Annotated in this window: 10 protein-coding genes; 4 read left to right on the forward strand and 6 right to left on the reverse strand. The window is 72.2% G+C overall.

Translation table 11 applies throughout. From position 1 onward, the window contains the following. The first annotated feature begins 59 nt into the window (after positions 1-59). Together JKV81_RS27635 and JKV81_RS27640 are read left to right on the forward strand one after the other, a co-directional pair. Positions 60-1,724, forward strand: a complete 1,665-nt coding sequence (locus tag JKV81_RS27635; protein WP_236057906.1) for an IclR family transcriptional regulator domain-containing protein — start codon at positions 60-62, stop codon at positions 1,722-1,724. A 119-nt stretch (positions 1,725-1,843) separates the two neighbouring features. Further along, positions 1,844-2,821, forward strand: coding sequence for a phosphotransferase family protein (locus tag JKV81_RS27640; RefSeq protein ID WP_202078303.1), 978 nt, complete (start codon positions 1,844-1,846; stop codon positions 2,819-2,821). Positions 2,822-2,851: 30 nt separating this feature from the next. On the opposite strand, the gene JKV81_RS27645 is transcribed toward JKV81_RS27640, so the two are convergent. Together JKV81_RS27645 and JKV81_RS27650 are read right to left on the reverse strand one after the other, a co-directional pair. After that, positions 2,852-3,991 carry an FAD-dependent oxidoreductase gene (locus JKV81_RS27645; RefSeq protein ID WP_129260872.1) on the reverse strand — a complete coding sequence of 380 codons (1,140 nt, stop codon included), beginning with the start codon at positions 3,989-3,991 and terminating at the stop codon, positions 2,852-2,854. 40 nt (positions 3,992-4,031) lie between these two features. Next, positions 4,032-4,715 (reverse strand): TetR/AcrR family transcriptional regulator, encoded by a 684-nt coding sequence (locus tag JKV81_RS27650; protein WP_129260871.1) that lies wholly within the window; start codon positions 4,713-4,715, stop codon positions 4,032-4,034. 291 nt (positions 4,716-5,006) lie between these two features. On the opposite strand from JKV81_RS27650, the gene tkt reads away from it, so the two are divergent. Further along, positions 5,007-7,190, forward strand: a complete 2,184-nt coding sequence (gene tkt, locus JKV81_RS27655) for a transketolase (protein ID WP_129260870.1) — start codon at positions 5,007-5,009, stop codon at positions 7,188-7,190. 1 nt (position 7,191) lies between these two features. Here tkt and JKV81_RS27660 read toward each other — a convergent pair whose 3' ends face one another. The 4 genes from JKV81_RS27660 to JKV81_RS27675 all read right to left on the reverse strand — a co-directional run bounded on the left by JKV81_RS27660 (position 7,192) and on the right by JKV81_RS27675 (position 13,439). Continuing rightward, the gene (locus tag JKV81_RS27660; RefSeq protein ID WP_202078305.1) at positions 7,192-10,050 is read right to left on the reverse strand and encodes an NHLP bacteriocin export ABC transporter permease/ATPase subunit; all 2,859 of its coding nucleotides are present in this window, start codon (positions 10,048-10,050) and stop codon (positions 7,192-7,194) included. A 1-nt stretch (position 10,051) separates the two neighbouring features. Next, on the reverse strand, positions 10,052-12,325 hold the full coding sequence (locus JKV81_RS27665) for an NHLP family bacteriocin export ABC transporter peptidase/permease/ATPase subunit (RefSeq protein WP_129260868.1): 2,274 nt from the start codon (positions 12,323-12,325) through the stop codon (positions 10,052-10,054). Further along, entirely contained in the window at positions 12,322-13,128 is an 807-nt protein-coding gene (locus JKV81_RS27670; RefSeq protein ID WP_124278435.1) for an HlyD family efflux transporter periplasmic adaptor subunit, read from the reverse strand. The genes JKV81_RS27665 and JKV81_RS27670 overlap by 4 nt, the downstream gene beginning before the upstream one ends. 83 nt (positions 13,129-13,211) lie before the next feature. Next, a complete protein-coding gene (locus JKV81_RS27675; RefSeq protein ID WP_099171946.1) occupies positions 13,212-13,439 on the reverse strand; it encodes a type A2 lantipeptide in 228 nt (75 codons plus the stop codon). A 767-nt stretch (positions 13,440-14,206) separates the two neighbouring features. Between JKV81_RS27675 and JKV81_RS27680 the strand changes: the two genes are divergently transcribed. Next, the gene (locus JKV81_RS27680; RefSeq protein WP_372444256.1) at positions 14,207-16,921 is read left to right on the forward strand and encodes a cellulose binding domain-containing protein; all 2,715 of its coding nucleotides are present in this window, start codon (positions 14,207-14,209) and stop codon (positions 16,919-16,921) included. Positions 16,922-17,191 lie beyond the last annotated feature (270 nt).

The following is a 17,191-nucleotide window of genomic DNA, read 5'->3' on the forward strand; positions in this document are numbered from 1 at the left end:
TCTGCCGCCCGGGCCGGAGCTCTGTCAACGGCCGGGGCGCCTGCCCGAGGGAGGAACGGATGCCGACGACCCGGACCGCGCGGCGCGGCGCGGAGGTGCCCGCGGAGGCCGTCGCCCCGCTGATGCGCGGCATCGCCGTCCTGCGCCGGCTGACCGAGGCCGACGGCTCCCTGGCCCTCGGCGACCTGGAGCGCGCCACCGGACTGGCCCGCTCGACCGTCGACCGGGTCACGCTCACGCTCGCTCGCACGGGATACGTCCGTATCGACGGCAGGACCGTCACCCTCGCGCCGCGCCTGATGGAGCTGGGCAACGCCTATCTCTCCTCGGTCCGCCTTCCCGGTCTCCTGGGCGACCGGGCCGACGCCCTCGCGGACGAACTCGACGAGACGGTCTCCCTCGCCGTGCCCGACGGCGGCGGGATCCGCTTCGTGCACCAGGCCACCCGCCGGCGTGCGATGTCCCTGCGCTTCCGCATCGGCGACCTGCTGCCCGTCGAACGCACCGCCCCGGGCACGCTGTTCGCCACCCTCTGGGGGGCCGGGGAGTGGCAGGCCTGGCGGGAGCGGCGGGCCTCGGACCCGGAGGGGGAGGGCTTCCCGTCCCTGCCGAAGCGCCCCGGCCCGGCGGACGACCTGTTCGAGGAACGGGTGGCGGCGGCGCGGGCCGACGGCTGGGCGGTGGACGACCAGCTGATCGAACCGGGCCTGCTCGCCCTCGCCGTCCCCGTACGGGACCCCGACGGCGGCTTCGCCTGTGTGCTCAGCGTGGTCAGCCACACCAGCCGGCACACCGCGCGGGGGCTCCGCGAGGACCTCCTGCCGCGGCTGCGCGACGCCGCCTCGGCGATGGAGCGCCGGCTGCGCGACGCGCCGCCGGCCGGCACCTCGCCCTCCGAGGGGGCCCTCGCCTCATGGACCACTGCCTCGAAGCAGGAGCTGGGCCGGGGGTTCGTCGAGTCCCTCGCCCGGGGCCTGACCGTCGTCACCGCCTTCGGCGACGGCGGAGCGGCCCTGACGCTCAGTGCCGTCGCCCGTGCGACGGGCCTCTCACGCGCCTCCGCGCGCCGGGCCCTGCTCACCCTCGAACACCTCGGCTACGTCACGGCCGAGGGCCGCGACCACCGGCTCACCCCCCGTGTCCTGGCGCTCGGATACCCGCCGCTCTCCCGCACCACCCTGGCGCGCATCGCCGGCCCGCACCTCTCCGCGCTCGCCGGGCGGATCCAGGACTCCGCGTCCCTGGCCGTCCTCGCCGACGACTCCGTGCAGTACGTGGCGCGCGCCGCGACCCACCGCATCATGGACGTCGACATCACCGTCGGCACCCGCTTCCCCGCCTACGCCACCTCCCTGGGCCGCGTCCTGCTGGCCGACCTGCCACCCGCCGCCCTGGCGCCCCTCCTCGACCACGCGGAACTGCGCCCCCTGGCCCCCCACACCCTCACCCACCGCACCGAGCTCGAAGCCGCGCTGGAGCGTGCGTGCGCCGAGGGGTACGCCCTGGTCGACGAGGAGCTGGAAGCGGGCCTGCGCTCGATCGCCGTACCCGTGCGGGACCGGGCGGGCTCGGCCGTCGCGTCCATCAACGTGGCCATGCACAGCAGCAGCCGGACGATCGAGGCGTGCCTGGAGGAGGTCCTTCCCGAACTGCGCCTCACCGCCGGGCACATCGAGTCCGAGCTGCACATCGCGGCCCGCTTCACCCAGGTCCCGCTGATGTGAGCCGGCGGGTCACGACCCCGGGCGGCGCCTCGCCGGACCGCTCGACGCGAGGGGCCCGGCGCCCCGGCGTGCGTACACCGTCACGCGGCGGCCCCGGTGCCGGCCGATAGGTTGTGCGCATGGTGGCGAACGAGGGTGGGACCGTGGTCGGGGACGTCGATGACCGGGGCTGGTCCCACACGCGGGCCTGGGTGGAGGAGCGTGTCGGCGGAGACCGCCGCATCGACGCCGCCGAGCGACTGCGGGGCGGATGGACCTCGGAGATGCGGAGTCTGCGCGTCGGCGGAACGGGGGAGCCGCAGCGGTTCGTGCTGAGATCGTTCGTGAAGCCGTTCTTCGTCCAGCACGCGAAGGGCCTGCTCACCCGGGAAGCGGACGTACTGAGTCTTCTCCACCGGACCGACGTGCCGGTGGCCGAGTTGCGCGGTCTCGACGCGACGGCGGCGTACTGCGACCACCCGTCGCTGCTGATGTCACTGCTCCCCGGCGGTGTGCGACTGGACGAGGCGGGAGCGGAGCTGCGGACCGGGCTTCTGGCCCGCCAACTCGTCGGCATCCACCGGATACGTGTCCCGGCCGAGGCCCGGCCGCGCGTGTACGAGGCCTGGACGTCCCCCGACCGGGTGCGGCTACCGGAAACCACCGGGCGACCGGACCTGTGGCGGCGGGCCGTGGACGTCATCCGGCGCGATCCCCCCGCGTACCGGCCCTGTTTCCTGCACCGGGACTTCCACCCCGGCAACGTGCTCTTCACCGGGCAGGGCGCCCGTACGGAGATCAGCGGTGTCGTCGACTGGGTGGAGACCTCCTGGGGACCGGCCGACCTGGACGTGGCGCACTGCTCCACGGCCCTGGCCCTCCTGTACGGCGCCCGGGAGGGGATGCGGCTCGCCGACCGCTATCTGGCCTGCGGGGGCACGCTGAGCGAGGACCCGGCGGCCCACCTGTACTGGCGCGTCCTGGACGCGCTCGCGTTCGCGCCGGACGCCGAGAAGGTGGCGGTGCCCTGGCGCGAACTGGGCCGCACCCTGACGTCCGCCCTGCTCACCAGCAGGCTGGAGGAGTACCTCGAAGAGCTGTTCCGCCGCTTCGGCTGACCGCCTCCGCACCCGGCGCCGCCCTGATGGTCACGCCTCGAAAGAGGTGAACATGTCGACGAGCGGCTGGGGTGCCCGGGCGTCGAACAGCATCTCCTGGCTCCTGGCGGACTCGGCAGCGGTCTGCTCGCTCCGCGGGAACAGGGCCGACTCGTAGACGGACAGCGCGGTCTCCGTGTCCGTGGGGTGCGCGGCGAGGGCCTCGCCCAGCTCCGCACCGTCGAACATCGCGAGGTTGGCGCCCTCCCCGGCGAACGGGGACATCAGGTGCGCGGCGTCGCCGAGCAGGGTCACCCCGGGGACGCGCTGCCAGCGGTGCCCGACGGGCAGCGCGTGGATGAGCCGCGGGGTCAGCGCTCCGTCCGCCTCGGTGATCAGGGCGCGCAGACCGGGCGCCCAGTCCGTGAAGTGCTCCAGCAGCGCGGCCTTGGCGGCCTCCGTGTCGGTGAAGTCGATCGTGGACAGCCAGTCCTCGGCCGCGCGCAGGGCGGTGTAGATGTGCAGGCTGCCGTCCGTCTCGCGGTGGGCCAGGAACCCCTTGTCGTCACCGAGCGCGAAGAACATCCCGCCGCCGATCAGTTCGGCGGAGGCAGGGTGGCGTTCGTCGGCGTCGAAGAGGTCCAGCTCGACGAAGGAGATGCCGGTGTAGGCGGGCCGTGCCGGCGAGAGGAGCGGGCGGATCCTCGACCAGGCACCGTCCGCGCCGACGAGCAGGTCCGTGGTGAACGTGGTGCCGTCCGCGAGGGTCACCCGGTGGCGCCCTCCGTCGAGCGGCGCGGCGTCCGTGACCTTGCTGCCCCAGCGGACGGTGCCCTCGGGGAGCGCGTCGAGCAGGAGGTCGCGCAGATCGCCCCGGTCGATCTCGGGGCGGCCGCCGTCGCCGTCGTCCTTCTGCTCCAGCAGCACCTCGGCCCGCTTGTCGAGCACGCGCAGGGCCTCGCCGCCGGGATGGACCTTGGCCCGGAACTCCTCGTACAGCCCCGCCGCGCGCAACGCGGCCTGGCCGGTCTCCTCGTGGATGTCGAGCATGCCGCCCTGGGTGCGCGCCTGCCGGTCGGCGTCCAGGTCGAACACGGCGGAGCCGATGCCGTGCACATGGAGGACCCGGGCGAGGACCAGGCCGCTGAGGCCGGCCCCGACGATGGTGACGGGGTGATGGGTGGTGTTCATGGTGGTGCCTTCGCTTTCTGCTGGGAGCCGGTGGCGGGGCTCAGCGGGGGGTGGCGGCCGTGCCGTTGACGACCGCCCGGAAGATCCAGGCCAGCCGCTGGTGCGGGGAGCCGGAGAACAGGTCGCTGCCGAGCGCGGCGATACGCGGATGGGTCCGGGCCGACGCCTGGCCCAACGCCTCGACCAGGGCGCTGTGTTCGTCCTCGGCGTCGGGTGCGTCGTCGCGCGCGGACTGCTCGGCCGCGGTGGCGGTGGCCACCTGGAGGAGTACGTCGACGCCCCAGGCGGCCTGCCCGTCCGGGACGCCGCCCTGGTGCAGGAGGTCGAGGACCGTCTCCACGAGCGCCAGGTAGTGCGGCCCGGAGGGGCGGGCGACCAGCGCGGAGTGGGCGAGGCCCGGATTCTCGAACAGCACGCCGGTGTACGACAGCAGCACCCGCGCCAGCCGCTCACGCCAGTCGCCCTCGCCGCCGGCCGGTGAGAGGTCGACCGCGCCGAGCAGCTCCTCCAGGATCGCGGCGTGCAGTTCGGCGGTGCCGGCGACGTACACGTACAGCGATGCCGGGCCCGTGTCGAGCTCCTGGGCCAGTCGGCGCATGGTGACGCGCTGGAGTCCTTCGGCGGCCATGACGCGGACCGCCGCGTCGATGATGGCCTCGTGGGTGAGGGCGGGCTTGGCCGGCCGTTCGCGGCGGCTGCGGGGGGCTGGGGTTCGCGGAGTCACCCCTCGACCATAACGAACATGTTCGTAACGAACAAGTTCGTCGCATCCGGCCGGGTACGCGTACGGCGGTGCGGGCCTGCCGGCCACCGCGCGGGGTAGGCGACCGGTCGACGGGCCCACGGCACCGTCACCCGCGCCGGGCATCGCTACCGCCCGTCGCGCATCGCGGGCCTCACCGCACCGCCGGGCCCCCTCCGGGTGCGGAGGAGGACGGGGGAACAGAGGATGCGAGGGGTGGCGAGCCGCACCGGCCCCGTCGTACCGAGAAGCGACGTGCGAGGAGACAACACCATGGCGCCCGAGCGATCCTCTTCCGGCAGCACAGCACCGCGGGACCCCGGCCTCGCCCGGCCGGTGGCCGAGCGGGCGGGGTGGGGCGACGTCGACGTGCGCGCGGTGGACACCGTACGGGTGCTCGCCGCCGACGCCGTCCAGAAGACGGGTAACGGCCATCCCGGCACGGCGATGAGCCTGGCACCGCTTGCCTACCTGCTGTTCCAGCAGGTCATGCGGCACGACCCCGCCGACGACCAGTGGCTGGGCAGGGACCGGTTCGTCCTCTCGTGCGGCCACACCAGCCTCACCCTGTACATCCAGCTCTACCTCGCCGGCTACGGCCTGGAGATGGAGGACCTCCAGGCGCTGCGGACCTGGGGATCGGCGACCCCCGGCCACCCCGAGTACCGGCACACCCGCGGCGTCGAGATCACCACCGGCCCGCTGGGCCAGGGCATGGGCGCCTCCGTCGGGATGGCGATGGCCGGCCGCCGGGAGCGGGGCCTGCTGGACCCGGACGCCGCGCCGGGCACCAGCCCCTTCGACCACCACGTGTACGTGCTGGCCTCCGACGGCGACATGATGGAGGGCGTCGCCTCCGAGGCCGCCTCGCTCGCCGGCCACCAGCAGCTCGGCAACCTCATCACGTTCTACGACTCCAACCACATCTCCATCGAGGACGACACCGACATCTCGTTCAGCGAGGACGTCCCGGCCCGCTTCGCCGCCTACGGCTGGCATGTGCAGACCGTGGACTGGACCCGTACGGGCGACTACGTCGAGGACGTCGACGCCCTGCTCGCCGCGATCGAGGAGGCGAAGGCGGAGCGGTCCCGGCCCTCGCTGATCATGCTGCGCACGATCATCGGATGGCCCGCCCCGACGAAGAAGAACACCGGCAAGGCGCACGGCGCCGCGCTGGGGGACGACGAGGTCGCCGGCACCAAGCGGCTCCTCGGCTTCGACCCCGACACGTACTTCCCCATCGAGGACGAGGTCCTCGCCCACACCCGCGCGGTGGGGGAGCGCGGCAGGGACGCCAGGAAGCGCTGGCAGCGGGCCTACGAGGACTGGCGGGCCGCCGCCCCGGAGCGGGCCGCCCTGCTGGACCGGCTGCGCGAACAGGAGCTGCCGGACGGCTGGACCGACGCCCTGCCGGAGTTCCCGGCCGACGCCAAGGGCATGGCCACCCGCAAGGCGTCCGGCGAGGTGCTCACCGCCCTCGCACCGGTCCTGCCCGAGCTGTGGGGCGGCTCCGCCGACCTCGCCGGCAGCAACAACACCACCATGGAGGGCGAGCCGTCCTTCATCCCCGCCGACCGCCAGACGGCCGAGTTCTCGGGCGGCCCCTACGGGCGCACGCTGCACTTCGGCATCCGCGAGCACGCCATGGGCGCCATCCTCAACGGCATCGCGCTGCAGAGCCTCACCCGCCCGTACGGTGGCACGTTCCTCACGTTCAGCGACTACATGCGCCCCGCGGTACGCCTCGGCGCCCTGATGAAACTCCCGGCCACCTATGTGTGGACCCACGACTCCATCGGCCTGGGCGAGGACGGCCCCACCCACCAGCCGGTCGAACACCTGGCCGCCCTGCGGGCGATCCCCGGACTCGACGTCGTACGCCCCGGTGACGCCAACGAGACCACCGTCTGCTGGCGGACGATCCTGGAGCACACCGACCGCCCCGCCGGCCTCGTCCTGACCCGGCAGAACCTCCCGGTGCTCGACCGTGCCGACGGTGTCCACGCCTCCGCCGAGGGAGCCGCGCGCGGCGCCTACATCCTGGCCGAGGACGCCGGGACCGTCCCCGACGTCATCCTCGTGGCGACCGGGTCGGAGGTGCAGATCGCCCTCGACGGCCGCAAGCTGCTGGTCGACGAGGGACTGTCCGTACGCGTGGTCTCCATGCCCTGCCGCGAGTGGTTCGCCGAGCAGCCGCTGTCCTACCAGGACGAGGTGCTGCCCCCGGACGTCCGCGCCCGGGTCAGCGTGGAGGCCGCCGTCGGCCAGGGCTGGCGCGAGGTCGTCGGCGACGCCGGCCACATCGTCAGCCTGGAGCACTACGGCGCCTCCGCCGACTACCAGCGGCTGTACGACGAGTTCGGCATCACCGGCGAGGCCGTCGCCGCGGCGGCCCGCGCCAGCATCCGCGACGCGGTGGAGCCCCCGGTGCCGGGTGGCAGGCGCGACCGGTGACTCAGCTCATCTGACGCCGCACCAGCTCATGGAGCTGCCCGCCCGTGTCCGCGAGGAGCTCGGCGGGCGGCCCCTGCTGGACGACACGGCCGTCCGCCATGACGATCACACGGTCGGCGTCCATCACCGTGGACAGCCGGTGCGCGATCACCACACGGGTGGCCCGCAGGGCCCTGGTGCTCTCGATCACGGTGCGCTGGGTCTCGTTGTCCAGCGCACTGGTGGCCTCGTCGAAGAACAGGATGCGGGGGCGCCGGACGAGCGCCTGCGCGATCATCAGCCGCTGGCGCTGCCCCCCGGAGATCGAGCCACCGCCCGAGATCATCGTGTGCAGCCCCATCGGCATCCGCTTGATGTCCTCGGCCAGCCCCGCCATCGCCGCGGCCTCCCACGCCTCCTCCTGGGTGAAGACCTCGGCGCCGCAGATGCAGTCCAGGATCGATCCGGACAGCGGCTGGGCGTTCTGCAGGACGACCCCGCACTGCCGGCGCACGGCCGCCGGGTCCAGCGCCGTCAGGTCCTGGCCGTCGTACAGGACGCTGCCCGAGACCGGCTTGTCGAAGCCGATGAGCAGCCTCAGCAGCGTCGACTTGCCGCACCCGCTGGGTCCCACGATCGCGACGAACTCGCCCGGCCTGACCGTCAGCGACACGTCGTCCAGCACGACGGGGCCGTCGTCGGAGTAGCGGAACGACACACCCCTGGCCTCGATCTCCCCGGACAGCGTGCCCGGCTGGGTGCTGGAGCCTCGGACCTCGGGCGCCTCGTCGAGCACCGGCTTGATCTGCTCGAACATCGGCAGCACCGCGGCCGCCGACACGAACGCCCCGGTGAGCTGGGTGACGGCCGTCAGCAGCATCGTCACCGACGTGTTGAACGTCAGGAACTCACTGGCCGTGAGGGAGCCGCGCGCCGGGCCTGCCAGCAGCATGAAGATGATCAGCGAACAGAGCGGCAGATACACCGCGTTGAGGACCGTCGTCAGATTCTTGATCCGGCCCGCCCGCTTCTGCAGCTCACGGCTGCGCGCGAACTCCGCCGCCCACGCCCCGTACGCGAAGCTCTCCGCCGCCGCGACCCGCAGCTTGGGCAGCCCGCGCAGCGTCTGGAAGGCCTGGTTGTTCAGCTTGTTGCCCAGCACCACCAGCCGGCGCTGCCAGCGGAGCTCCCACATGCCCATGGTGAGGAACACCCCGGCGATCACCACCAGCATGGCGACCGCGGTGAGCGCCAGCGGAACGCTGAACCAGAGCAGCAGGCCCAGATTCATCGCCCCCAGCGTGCCCGCCTGCACCACCACGGGACCGGTGCCGGACAGCACCCGGCGGATCGCGCTCACCCCCATCGCCGCGCTCGCCAGCTCACCCGTGGAGCGCCCGGTGAAGAACTTCGTCGGCAGCCGCAGCAGCCGGTCCCACACCGCGGGCTGGAGCGTGCTCTCGATCCGCCCCTCCATCCGCAGGATCGTGAGGTTCTGCAGCAGCATGAAGGCGGCCGAGACGACCCCGGAGATGATGACCGCCAGCGACGCCTGCACGATGAGCGCGTTCTGGGCGTTGGGCACGTACACGCCGAGCACCTTGCCGGTCGCGATCGGCACCAGCGAGCCCAGCGCCACCGTCACCAGGCCCGCGGGCACCAGCCTCCGCAGATCGCCCCGGGTCCCGAAGAGACCGAAGCGCAGCAACTGCCACTTGCCCAGCGGGCGTTCGGGCAGCGGGCGGTAGAACATCACGGCGCGCTCGTCGAACTCCTGCGCGGATGCGGTGTCGACACGGCTGCGCCGACCGGTCAGCGGGTTGACCGCCTCGTAGCGGCCACGGCGCCAGAGCAGGGCCACCGGTGCCCCGGACGCGGTGCGGTGGCCCACCAGCGGACCGGAGTTCTCCCGCCACCAGCGCCCCGCGAGCCGCACCGGGCGGGTGCGGATACGCGAGGCGACCGCGACCCGCTCGACCGGGTCGATCCGGTCGCTCACCGCCCCGCCCGTGGCGGGTTCGGCGAGGACGATCCCGGAGTCCCTGGCCACCAGGAGGCAGGCCGCGTACACCGCGTCGTCCGAGGCCCCCGACGAAGGCGAGGCGCCCCTGCCTGACCGGCCGATCGAGGTCAGCAGCGCCTGGTCGGCCTCCTTGCGGACGGCCTCGCCCGCCTTCATGCCCGCGGCGGTGCGGTCCTCGTGGGCGCGCTCCAGTTGCTCGATCCAGCGGTCCAGCGCCGACAGCAGGCGGTACTGCTGATTGACCATTCCCTGCCACATCGCCGGGTCGACGAGCAGGTCGCCCGCCGCCTCGGCGCTGAACGCGGCGCCGTACTGCACACTGCCCGGCGAGACCGGCAGCCACAGGATGTCGTCGTCGCCGACCGCCCCGTCGAAGGTGGTCCGCCCGTCCAGCGGCGCCTCGAACAGCACCCGCTGGCTCCGGCCCACGCCCAGCGAGAAGGCGTGCTCCAGCAGGCTCAGCGCAGCGTCCCCGGTGTCGTAATGACTGCGGTACTGCCCCTCGTACGCCCCCTGGCCGGCGTACTCCGGCCGGTACAGCTCACGCAGCGGGATCCGGCGCAGCACGCACTCCTGGAGGGGGCGGCCCACCAGGGTGTGCTGCGGGCCCTCGACCGGGCCCAGGACGAGCGTCCCCGGTTCGAGCCGGCCCAGGAAGTGCCAGTGCCCCTGCTCCACCGCGTCCACCGCGAACAGGTCGAGGGCGCCGCCCACGACGAGCCACAGCACCTGGGGGCCCTCCAGCGACAGGCTCCGCAGACCGGTGCAGTCCACCGGCTCACCGAGGGCTCCCAGCGCTCCGATGACCGGGTCCTGACCGGGCGCCTCCGTGCCCGCGAGGGGATGTACGGATGCCACGTCAGTGCTCCCTGACCAGATCGGCGTACGCGCCCCCGGCGGCCACCAGGTTCTCGTGCCGGCCGCGTTCCACGACCGTGCCGTGGTCCAGGACCACGATCTCGTCGCTGTCGCGCACCGTGCTCAGCCGGTGCGCGATCACGACACAGGCGCAGCCGCGCCGGCGCAGGTTGTCGATGATGATCCGTTCCGTCTCGGCGTCCAGCGCACTGGTGACCTCGTCCAGGACCAGGATGCTGGGGCGGCGTACGAGCGCGCGGGCGATCTCCAGGCGCTGACGCTGCCCGCCGGAGAAGTTCCGGCCGTCCTGTTCCACCCGGCTGTGGATGCCACGGGGCCGGCGGGCGACGACGTCGTACAGGGCGGCGTCCCGCAGGGCCTCGGTCACCGCCTCGTCGGGGACCGAGGGGTCCCAGAGCGCCACGTTGTCCCGGACCGTCCCCTCGAAGAGGAAGACGTCCTGGTCGACGAAGGACACCGACGCGGCCAGCGCGCCCCGGGGTATGTCCTCCAGACGCCGGCCGTCGATGCGGATCGTGCCCTCCCACGGGCCGTAGAGCCCCGAGATGAGCCGGGAGACCGTCGACTTGCCGCTGCCCGAACCGCCCACGAGCGCCACCTGCTGCCCCGGACCCACCGACAGCGAGAACCCGGTGAGCAGCGGCTTGTCGAGCGGGCTGTAGCCGAAGGTGATGTCCTCCAGCGTCACATGGCCCTTGAGCCGCCGGGTGCTCGCCTCCGGTTCCCGGCGCGAGTACAGCGGATCGACCGGGAAGCTCTCCACGTCCTTGAGACGCGCCACGTCGGCCGCGAAGTCCTGCACCCGGCCCGCCACCCCGTTGAGCCGGGTCAGCGGCGCGGTGAACCGGGTCACCAACGCCTGGAAGGCGACGAGCAGACCGATCGAGATGTGCCCCTCGACGGCCCGCAGACCGCCGATCCACAGGATCAGCGCGCTGTTGAGCGTCGCCAGGGCGGGGGCGACGATGCCCAGCCAGGCGCTCGGCACCCCGAGCCGCTGCTGCTCGTCCAGCGTCGTCGCGTGCTGTCCGGCCCACCGCCGGAAGTAACCGTTCTCGCCTCCGGTCGCCTTCATCGTCTCGATCAGCTGGAGACCGGTGTACGAGGTGTTCGTCAGCCGTGCGCTGTCGGCCCGCAGCTTCTGGGTGCCGGTGGCCCGCAGCCGTACGACGATGCGCATCGCGACGACGTTGAGCAGCGCGATGCCCACCCCGATGACGGTCAGCTGCGGATCGTAGGTCCACAGCAGGAAGGCGTAGAGCAGGACGACGATGCCGTCCACGCCCGCCGCGGTGAGATCCCGGGCGAGGGTCTCGGCGACGGCGTCGTTGGACTGGAGGCGCTGGACGAGGTCGGCGGGGCTGCGCTGGGAGAAGAAGGTGACGGGCAGCCGGAGCAGATGCCGGAAGAAGCGCGCGCTGCCGAGCGTGGACGAGATGATCCGCCCGCGCAGCAGATTCGCCTGCTGGAGCCAGGTCAGGACGACCGTGAGCGCGACCATCGTGCCCATCGCGGCGAACAGCACGCCCAGCAGCGAGGTCTGCTCGCCGATCATGAACATGTCGATGTAGGTACGGCTCAGGGCCGGGAGCGTCGCCCCGACGGCCACCAGCAGCAGGCTGGCGAGCAGCGCGACCAGCATCGTGCCCGTGGTGCCGCGCAGCCGGGCCGGCAGCGCGGACATGACGCCGGGCTTACGGCCGCCGCGCTCGAAGTCCTCGCCGGGTTCGAGGACGAGGACGACCCCGGTGAAGCTGGTGTCGAAATCCTCGGCGGGCACGAACCGGCGTCCCTTGTCGGGGTCGTTGATGTGCACCCCCCGCCGTCCGAGGCGGCGCCCCACACCGTCGTACACGACGTAGTGGTTGAACTCCCAGAACAGGATCGCGGGCGCCTGGACCTCCGCGAGGGCCGCGGGCTCCATCTGCATGCCCTTGGCCTGGAGGCCGTAACTGCGGGCCGCCTTCAGTACGTTGCTGGCCCGTGAGCCGTCGCGCGAGACACCGCAGGCGATCCGCAGCTCCTCCAGCGGCACATGGCGGCCGTAGTGGCCGAGCACCATCGCCAGCGAGGCGGCACCGCACTCCAGGGCCTCCATCTGGAGCACCGTGGGGGTGTGCACGCTCCTCGTCCGCTTGGGCTTCGGCGCCGGACGCGACCGCCGCCTGTTGCCCGGGGCGCCCTCCGGGCGGTGCCTGCCGCGGCCGGGCGGCGGCAGCTGCTGGGCGGCGGGGGACGGATGCGGTGCGGTCACGGGAGCAGCCAATCGATCGGGCGCTGGTCGGCGAGACGGACGGAGCCGGTGGCCAGGGTCATGGAGCCGATCGCGTACGGGGGGCCGTCGGCGGAGGACCAGCGGTAGCCGGACTCCGTGGCGGACGAGCGTTCGATCTTCACCAGGACCGCCAGTGGCCGCCCGTGCTTCGAGAACTGCTCGCCGAGCTGGGCGTCGCCGAGGAAGCGGGTGATCTGCTGCTGTGTCTGCGCCGCCCGGCCGACGGCGGCCACCTTGCCGCGCAGCACCCCGTACTGCTGGGCGGGCACGGACTGGACGGTGAGGTCGACGGAGGCGCCCACCGGGACCGACGCGGCACTGCTGCCGGACACGTAGAGCAGCACGACCAGCGGGTCGTCGGGGCCGTCGATCCGCTCGACGCTCGCCACGTCCGCGCCGGTGGTGACCACGGCGCCGATCGTGGCGGTGACCGAGGTGAGCCGGCCCGCGTCGATGGTGCGGACGACGCGTTCACCCTGCTCCGTACGGACCTTGAGCAGAGGGGAGTTGCGGGGGAGGGTCTGACCCTCCTCGGCGAGCACCTCGGTGATCTGCCCGGCCACCGGGCTCTGCAGGATGTAACTGCCGCGGGAGTGCGTGAGGATGCCGGGGGCGTCCAGGGTGCTCGCGACGGAACCCGTCACGGCCCAGACGCAGGCGGCGGCCATCACGGCGACGGTGACGACGAGGACGAGCAGGCCCTGCGGTCGGGCGAAGCGCACCGGCAGATCGAGCTGTTCGGGCGACTGCAGCTTGGAAAGGGCCTGCTGGCGGAACTGCACGGAACTCTTGCCTCACCTGTCAGCGGTCGGCACCGAGCCCCGGAACCGACGGGTTCCGGGGCTCGGTGGGGTCCTGCCGTGTCTCAGAGACCGGCGGTCAGGCCGGAGGCCAGGCCGGTGACCGCGCCCGTGTTCACGCCGGTGGCGGACTCGACGAGACCGGTGACCGAGCCGACGACGCCGGAGACCGGGACGATGCCCTCGACGGTGCTCGTGGCGTTGCCGACGAGGCCGCCGACGAGGCCGCCCGAGACGTTGTCGAGGTCGCTGTCGGAGATCTCGGCGGTCTCGACCTGGGGGGTGTAGTTCATGATGAGCGCTGCCCTTCGTATGGAAATTGCCTATATACGGAAACCCGTGGTGCGACCTCCGTATGGGCCAGGATCAAAGCACGCCTGCGCCTCGTACAGCCAATCGAACTGCGGCGGATCTGTGGTTATCGGGCCGCTGGAATCGACGTACGTGCAGAAGTGTTCATTTCGTGGCGGCAGATCCTTCACGAGCTTCACCGGATGAATTCCGTGTCGGCGCAACTTCACGCCCCCCAAGTAGGGCACTCCCGCCCCAATCGCCCCACGGACCGGTCTGGACCTGGCCTTATGTCCCGAGTCGCGTGATCGGTGTGCGCACGCCGTGTGCAGGTTCTTTCGATACGGGGGCGCATCCGCAATTCCGGGCGCCGGGGCCGCGCGGCTCCGCAGGAGGTTCGGCGGCTATCGGTATTCACGCTACCGTGAAAGATGAACACGGCTCTCTTTTCTCCGTGTTCCGTCTGCGAATGGACGGCGACTTTATGAAGCACTTTCCGGGTATGCGTGTTCACCGTGTCACGTGGTCTCCGGATATATGGAGAAGATGTGCCGCCTTCTGCGGGCGCGGTGGACGGTGTGGGCGTCCGTGCGGCCGGGCCGGCGGCGGCGTGCGGTGCTCGGGCCGATTCATCCGATGAAACGACTGCACCACCCTTCTGTGGGGCGACGCGCGGCGCTACGATCGGGATGCCTTTTGGGAGCGCTCCCATCTCTTGTCGGCCCCGTACCGCCCCGCTGGGGCGGACCAGCTCGGAGAGGACGTTTCCGTGCGCCTGAGCGCCAGACCGATCGCCGCCCTCGTGGCGGCACTTGCCCTCACCGCCGGGTTATCGATCACCGGAACCCCGGCCGTGGCACGCTCCGACGACAGGGCCGCCGCGGCCGAAGCATCGGATGTGTCCATCGCGGCGGACACGTACACATGGAAGAACGCCCGGATCGACGGCGGCGGCTTCGTGCCGGGCATCGTCTTCAACCGGTCGGAGAAGAACCTCGCCTACGCGCGCACCGACATCGGCGGCGCCTACCGCTGGGACCAGGCGGGCAAGCGGTGGACGCCGCTGCTGGACTGGGTGGACTGGGACCGGTGGGGCTGGTCCGGGGTGGTGAGCCTCGCCTCCGACACCGCCGAGCCGGACAACGTGTACGCCGCCGTCGGCACGTACACCAACAGCTGGGACCCGACGAACGGGGCGGTCCTGCGCTCCTCGGACCGCGGTGCCTCCTGGAAGGCGGCCACGCTGCCCTTCAAGCTCGGCGGCAACATGCCGGGACGAGGGATGGGGGAGCGGCTCGCGGTCGACCCGAACAAGAACTCGGTGCTGTACCTCGGCGCCCCCAGCGGCAACGGGCTGTGGCGGTCGACCGACTCGGGGGTCACCTGGTCGGAGGTGACCGCCTTCCCCAACCCCGGGAACTACGCGCAGGATCCGTCCGACACCAGCGGATACGGCAACGACAACCAGGGCATCGTGTGGGTCACCTTCGACGAACGCTCCGGCAGCGCGGGCAGTACCACGCAGGACATCTACGTCGGGGTCGCCGACAAGGAGAACACCGTCTACCGCTCCACGGACGGCGGTTCCACCTGGTCCAGGATCGCCGGACAGCCGACCGGCTACCTCGCGCACAAGGGCGTGCTCGACTCCTCGACGGGCCACCTCTATCTGACGCTGAGTGACACGGGCGGCCCCTACGACGGTGCCAAGGGACGGATCTGGCGCTACGACACGGAGTCGGGCGCCTGGACGGACGTCAGCCCCGTCGCGGAGGCCGACACCTACTACGGCTTCGGCGGCATCTCCGTCGACCGGCAGAAGCCCGGCACCCTGATGGCGACCGCCTACAGCTCGTGGTGGCCCGACACCCAGATCTTCCGCTCCACCGACAGCGGCGCCACATGGACCCAGGCATGGGACTACAGCAGCTATCCGAACCGCTCCAACCGGTACACGCTGGACGTCTCCTCCGTGCCCTGGCTCAGCTGGGGCGCGAACCCCGCCCCGCCGGAGACCGCGCCCAAGCTGGGCTGGATGACGGAGTCCCTGGAGATCGACCCCTTCGACTCGGACCGGATGATGTACGGCACGGGAGCCACGGTCTACGGCACCGAGGACCTCACGTCCTGGGACTCCGGCGGCACGTTCACGATCACGCCCATGGTCAAGGGCCTGGAGGAGACCGCCGTCAACGACCTGGCGAGCCCGCCCTCGGGCGCGCCCCTGCTGAGCGCGCTCGGTGACATCGGGGGCTTCCGGCACACCGACCTCGACGCGGTGCCCGCCATGATGTTCACCTCGCCGAACCTGGACTCCACCACCAGCCTGGACTTCGCGGAGGCGTCCCCCGGCACGGTCGTACGGGTCGGCAACGCGGACGCCGCTCCGCACATCGGCTTCTCCACCGACAACGGCGCCAACTGGTTCCAGGGATCGGAGCCTTCCGGTGTCACGGGCGGGGGCACGGTCGCCGCCGCGGCGGACGGCAGCGGATTCGTCTGGAGCCCGGAGGGCGCGGGCGTCCACCACACCACCGGCTACGGCACCTCCTGGACCGCCTCCACCGGGATCCCCGCCGGGGCGACGGTCGAGTCGGACCGGAAGAACCCGAAGAAGTTCTACGGGTTCAGCGCCGGCACCTTCTACGTGTCGACGGACGGCGGCGCCACGTTCACCGCGAAGGCGACCGGACTCCCGGCCGAGGGCAACGTCCGCTTCAAGGCGCTGCCCGGCACGGAGGGCGACATCTGGCTCGCGGGCGGCGCTCCGACGGGTGCGTACGGGCTCTGGCGCTCCACCGACTCCGGTGCGAGCTTCACCAGGTTCTCCGGGGTGGAGCAGGCCGACAGCGTCGGCTTCGGCAAGGCGGCCTCCGGGGCCTCGTACCGGACCGTCTTCGTCAGCGCGAAGATCGGCGGGGTGCGCGGCATCTTCCGGTCCACGGACGCCGGCGCCGGCTGGACACGGATCAACGACGACGCGCACCAGTGGGCCTGGACGGGCGCGGCGATCACCGGGGACCCGCGGGTCTACGGCCGCGTGTACGTCTCCACGAACGGCCGGGGGATCCAGGTTGGCGAGTCCTCGGACACCGACGGCCCGGGCACGGACCCGGGCCCCGGCACCGACCCCGGCACCGATCCGGGGGAGCCACCGGCGGACGCGGACTGCTCGGTGACGTACACGGTCACCAACCGGTGGTCCGGCGGCTTCCAGGCCGAGGTGAAGCTCACCAACACCGGCACCGCCGCCTACGACGGCTGGAAGCTGGGCTGGACCTTCCCCGGTGACCAGAGGATCGGTCAGATCTGGAACGCCTCCCACCAGCAGACCGGTGCGAAGGTGACCGTCACCGACGCCGGCTGGAACGGAAAGGTGGCACCCGGCTCCTCGGCCGCCTTCGGCTTCACCGGTACGACGACGGGCGACGGCACCGCGCCCGGCGCGTTCACGCTGGGCGGTGAGGCCTGCGCCGTCGGCTGAGCACCTGCGGGGCCGGTGCGGAGCCCGCACCCGGGAGGTACCCGTGGCCGACGCCGACGTGCTGATCGCGGGCGCGGGCTCCCCGGGACATGACGCGGGGCCCGGCAGGGAGTGACCGCCGGGCCCCGCGCCGTCCGATGAGCCGACTCCGCTCATCTCATCCCGACTCAGGGAAAGGACACCACCTGGGAGGGGATGGTCGACGTACCGGACGTCGGTGACCCGGTGTTGTTGATGACGTGGTCGTACTGTCCCTGGCCGCCGAGCGAG

The sequence above is a fragment of the Streptomyces silvae genome (assembly GCF_016745505.1).
Lineage (GTDB): Bacteria > Actinomycetota > Actinomycetes > Streptomycetales > Streptomycetaceae > Streptomyces > Streptomyces silvae.

Excerpts from the sequence above, each read along its gene's own strand:
- JKV81_RS27645 (WP_129260872.1), bottom strand. The coding sequence starts at position 3,991 with ATGAACACCACCCATCACCCCGTCACCATCGTCGGGGCCGGCCTCAGC.
- JKV81_RS27635 (WP_236057906.1), top strand. The coding sequence starts at position 60 with ATGCCGACGACCCGGACCGCGCGGCGCGGCGCGGAGGTGCCCGCGGAG.
- JKV81_RS27640 (WP_202078303.1), top strand. The coding sequence starts at position 1,844 with ATGGTGGCGAACGAGGGTGGGACCGTGGTCGGGGACGTCGATGACCGG.
- tkt (WP_129260870.1), top strand. The coding sequence starts at position 5,007 with ATGGCGCCCGAGCGATCCTCTTCCGGCAGCACAGCACCGCGGGACCCC.
- JKV81_RS27675 (WP_099171946.1), bottom strand. The coding sequence starts at position 13,439 with ATGAACTACACCCCCCAGGTCGAGACCGCCGAGATCTCCGACAGCGAC.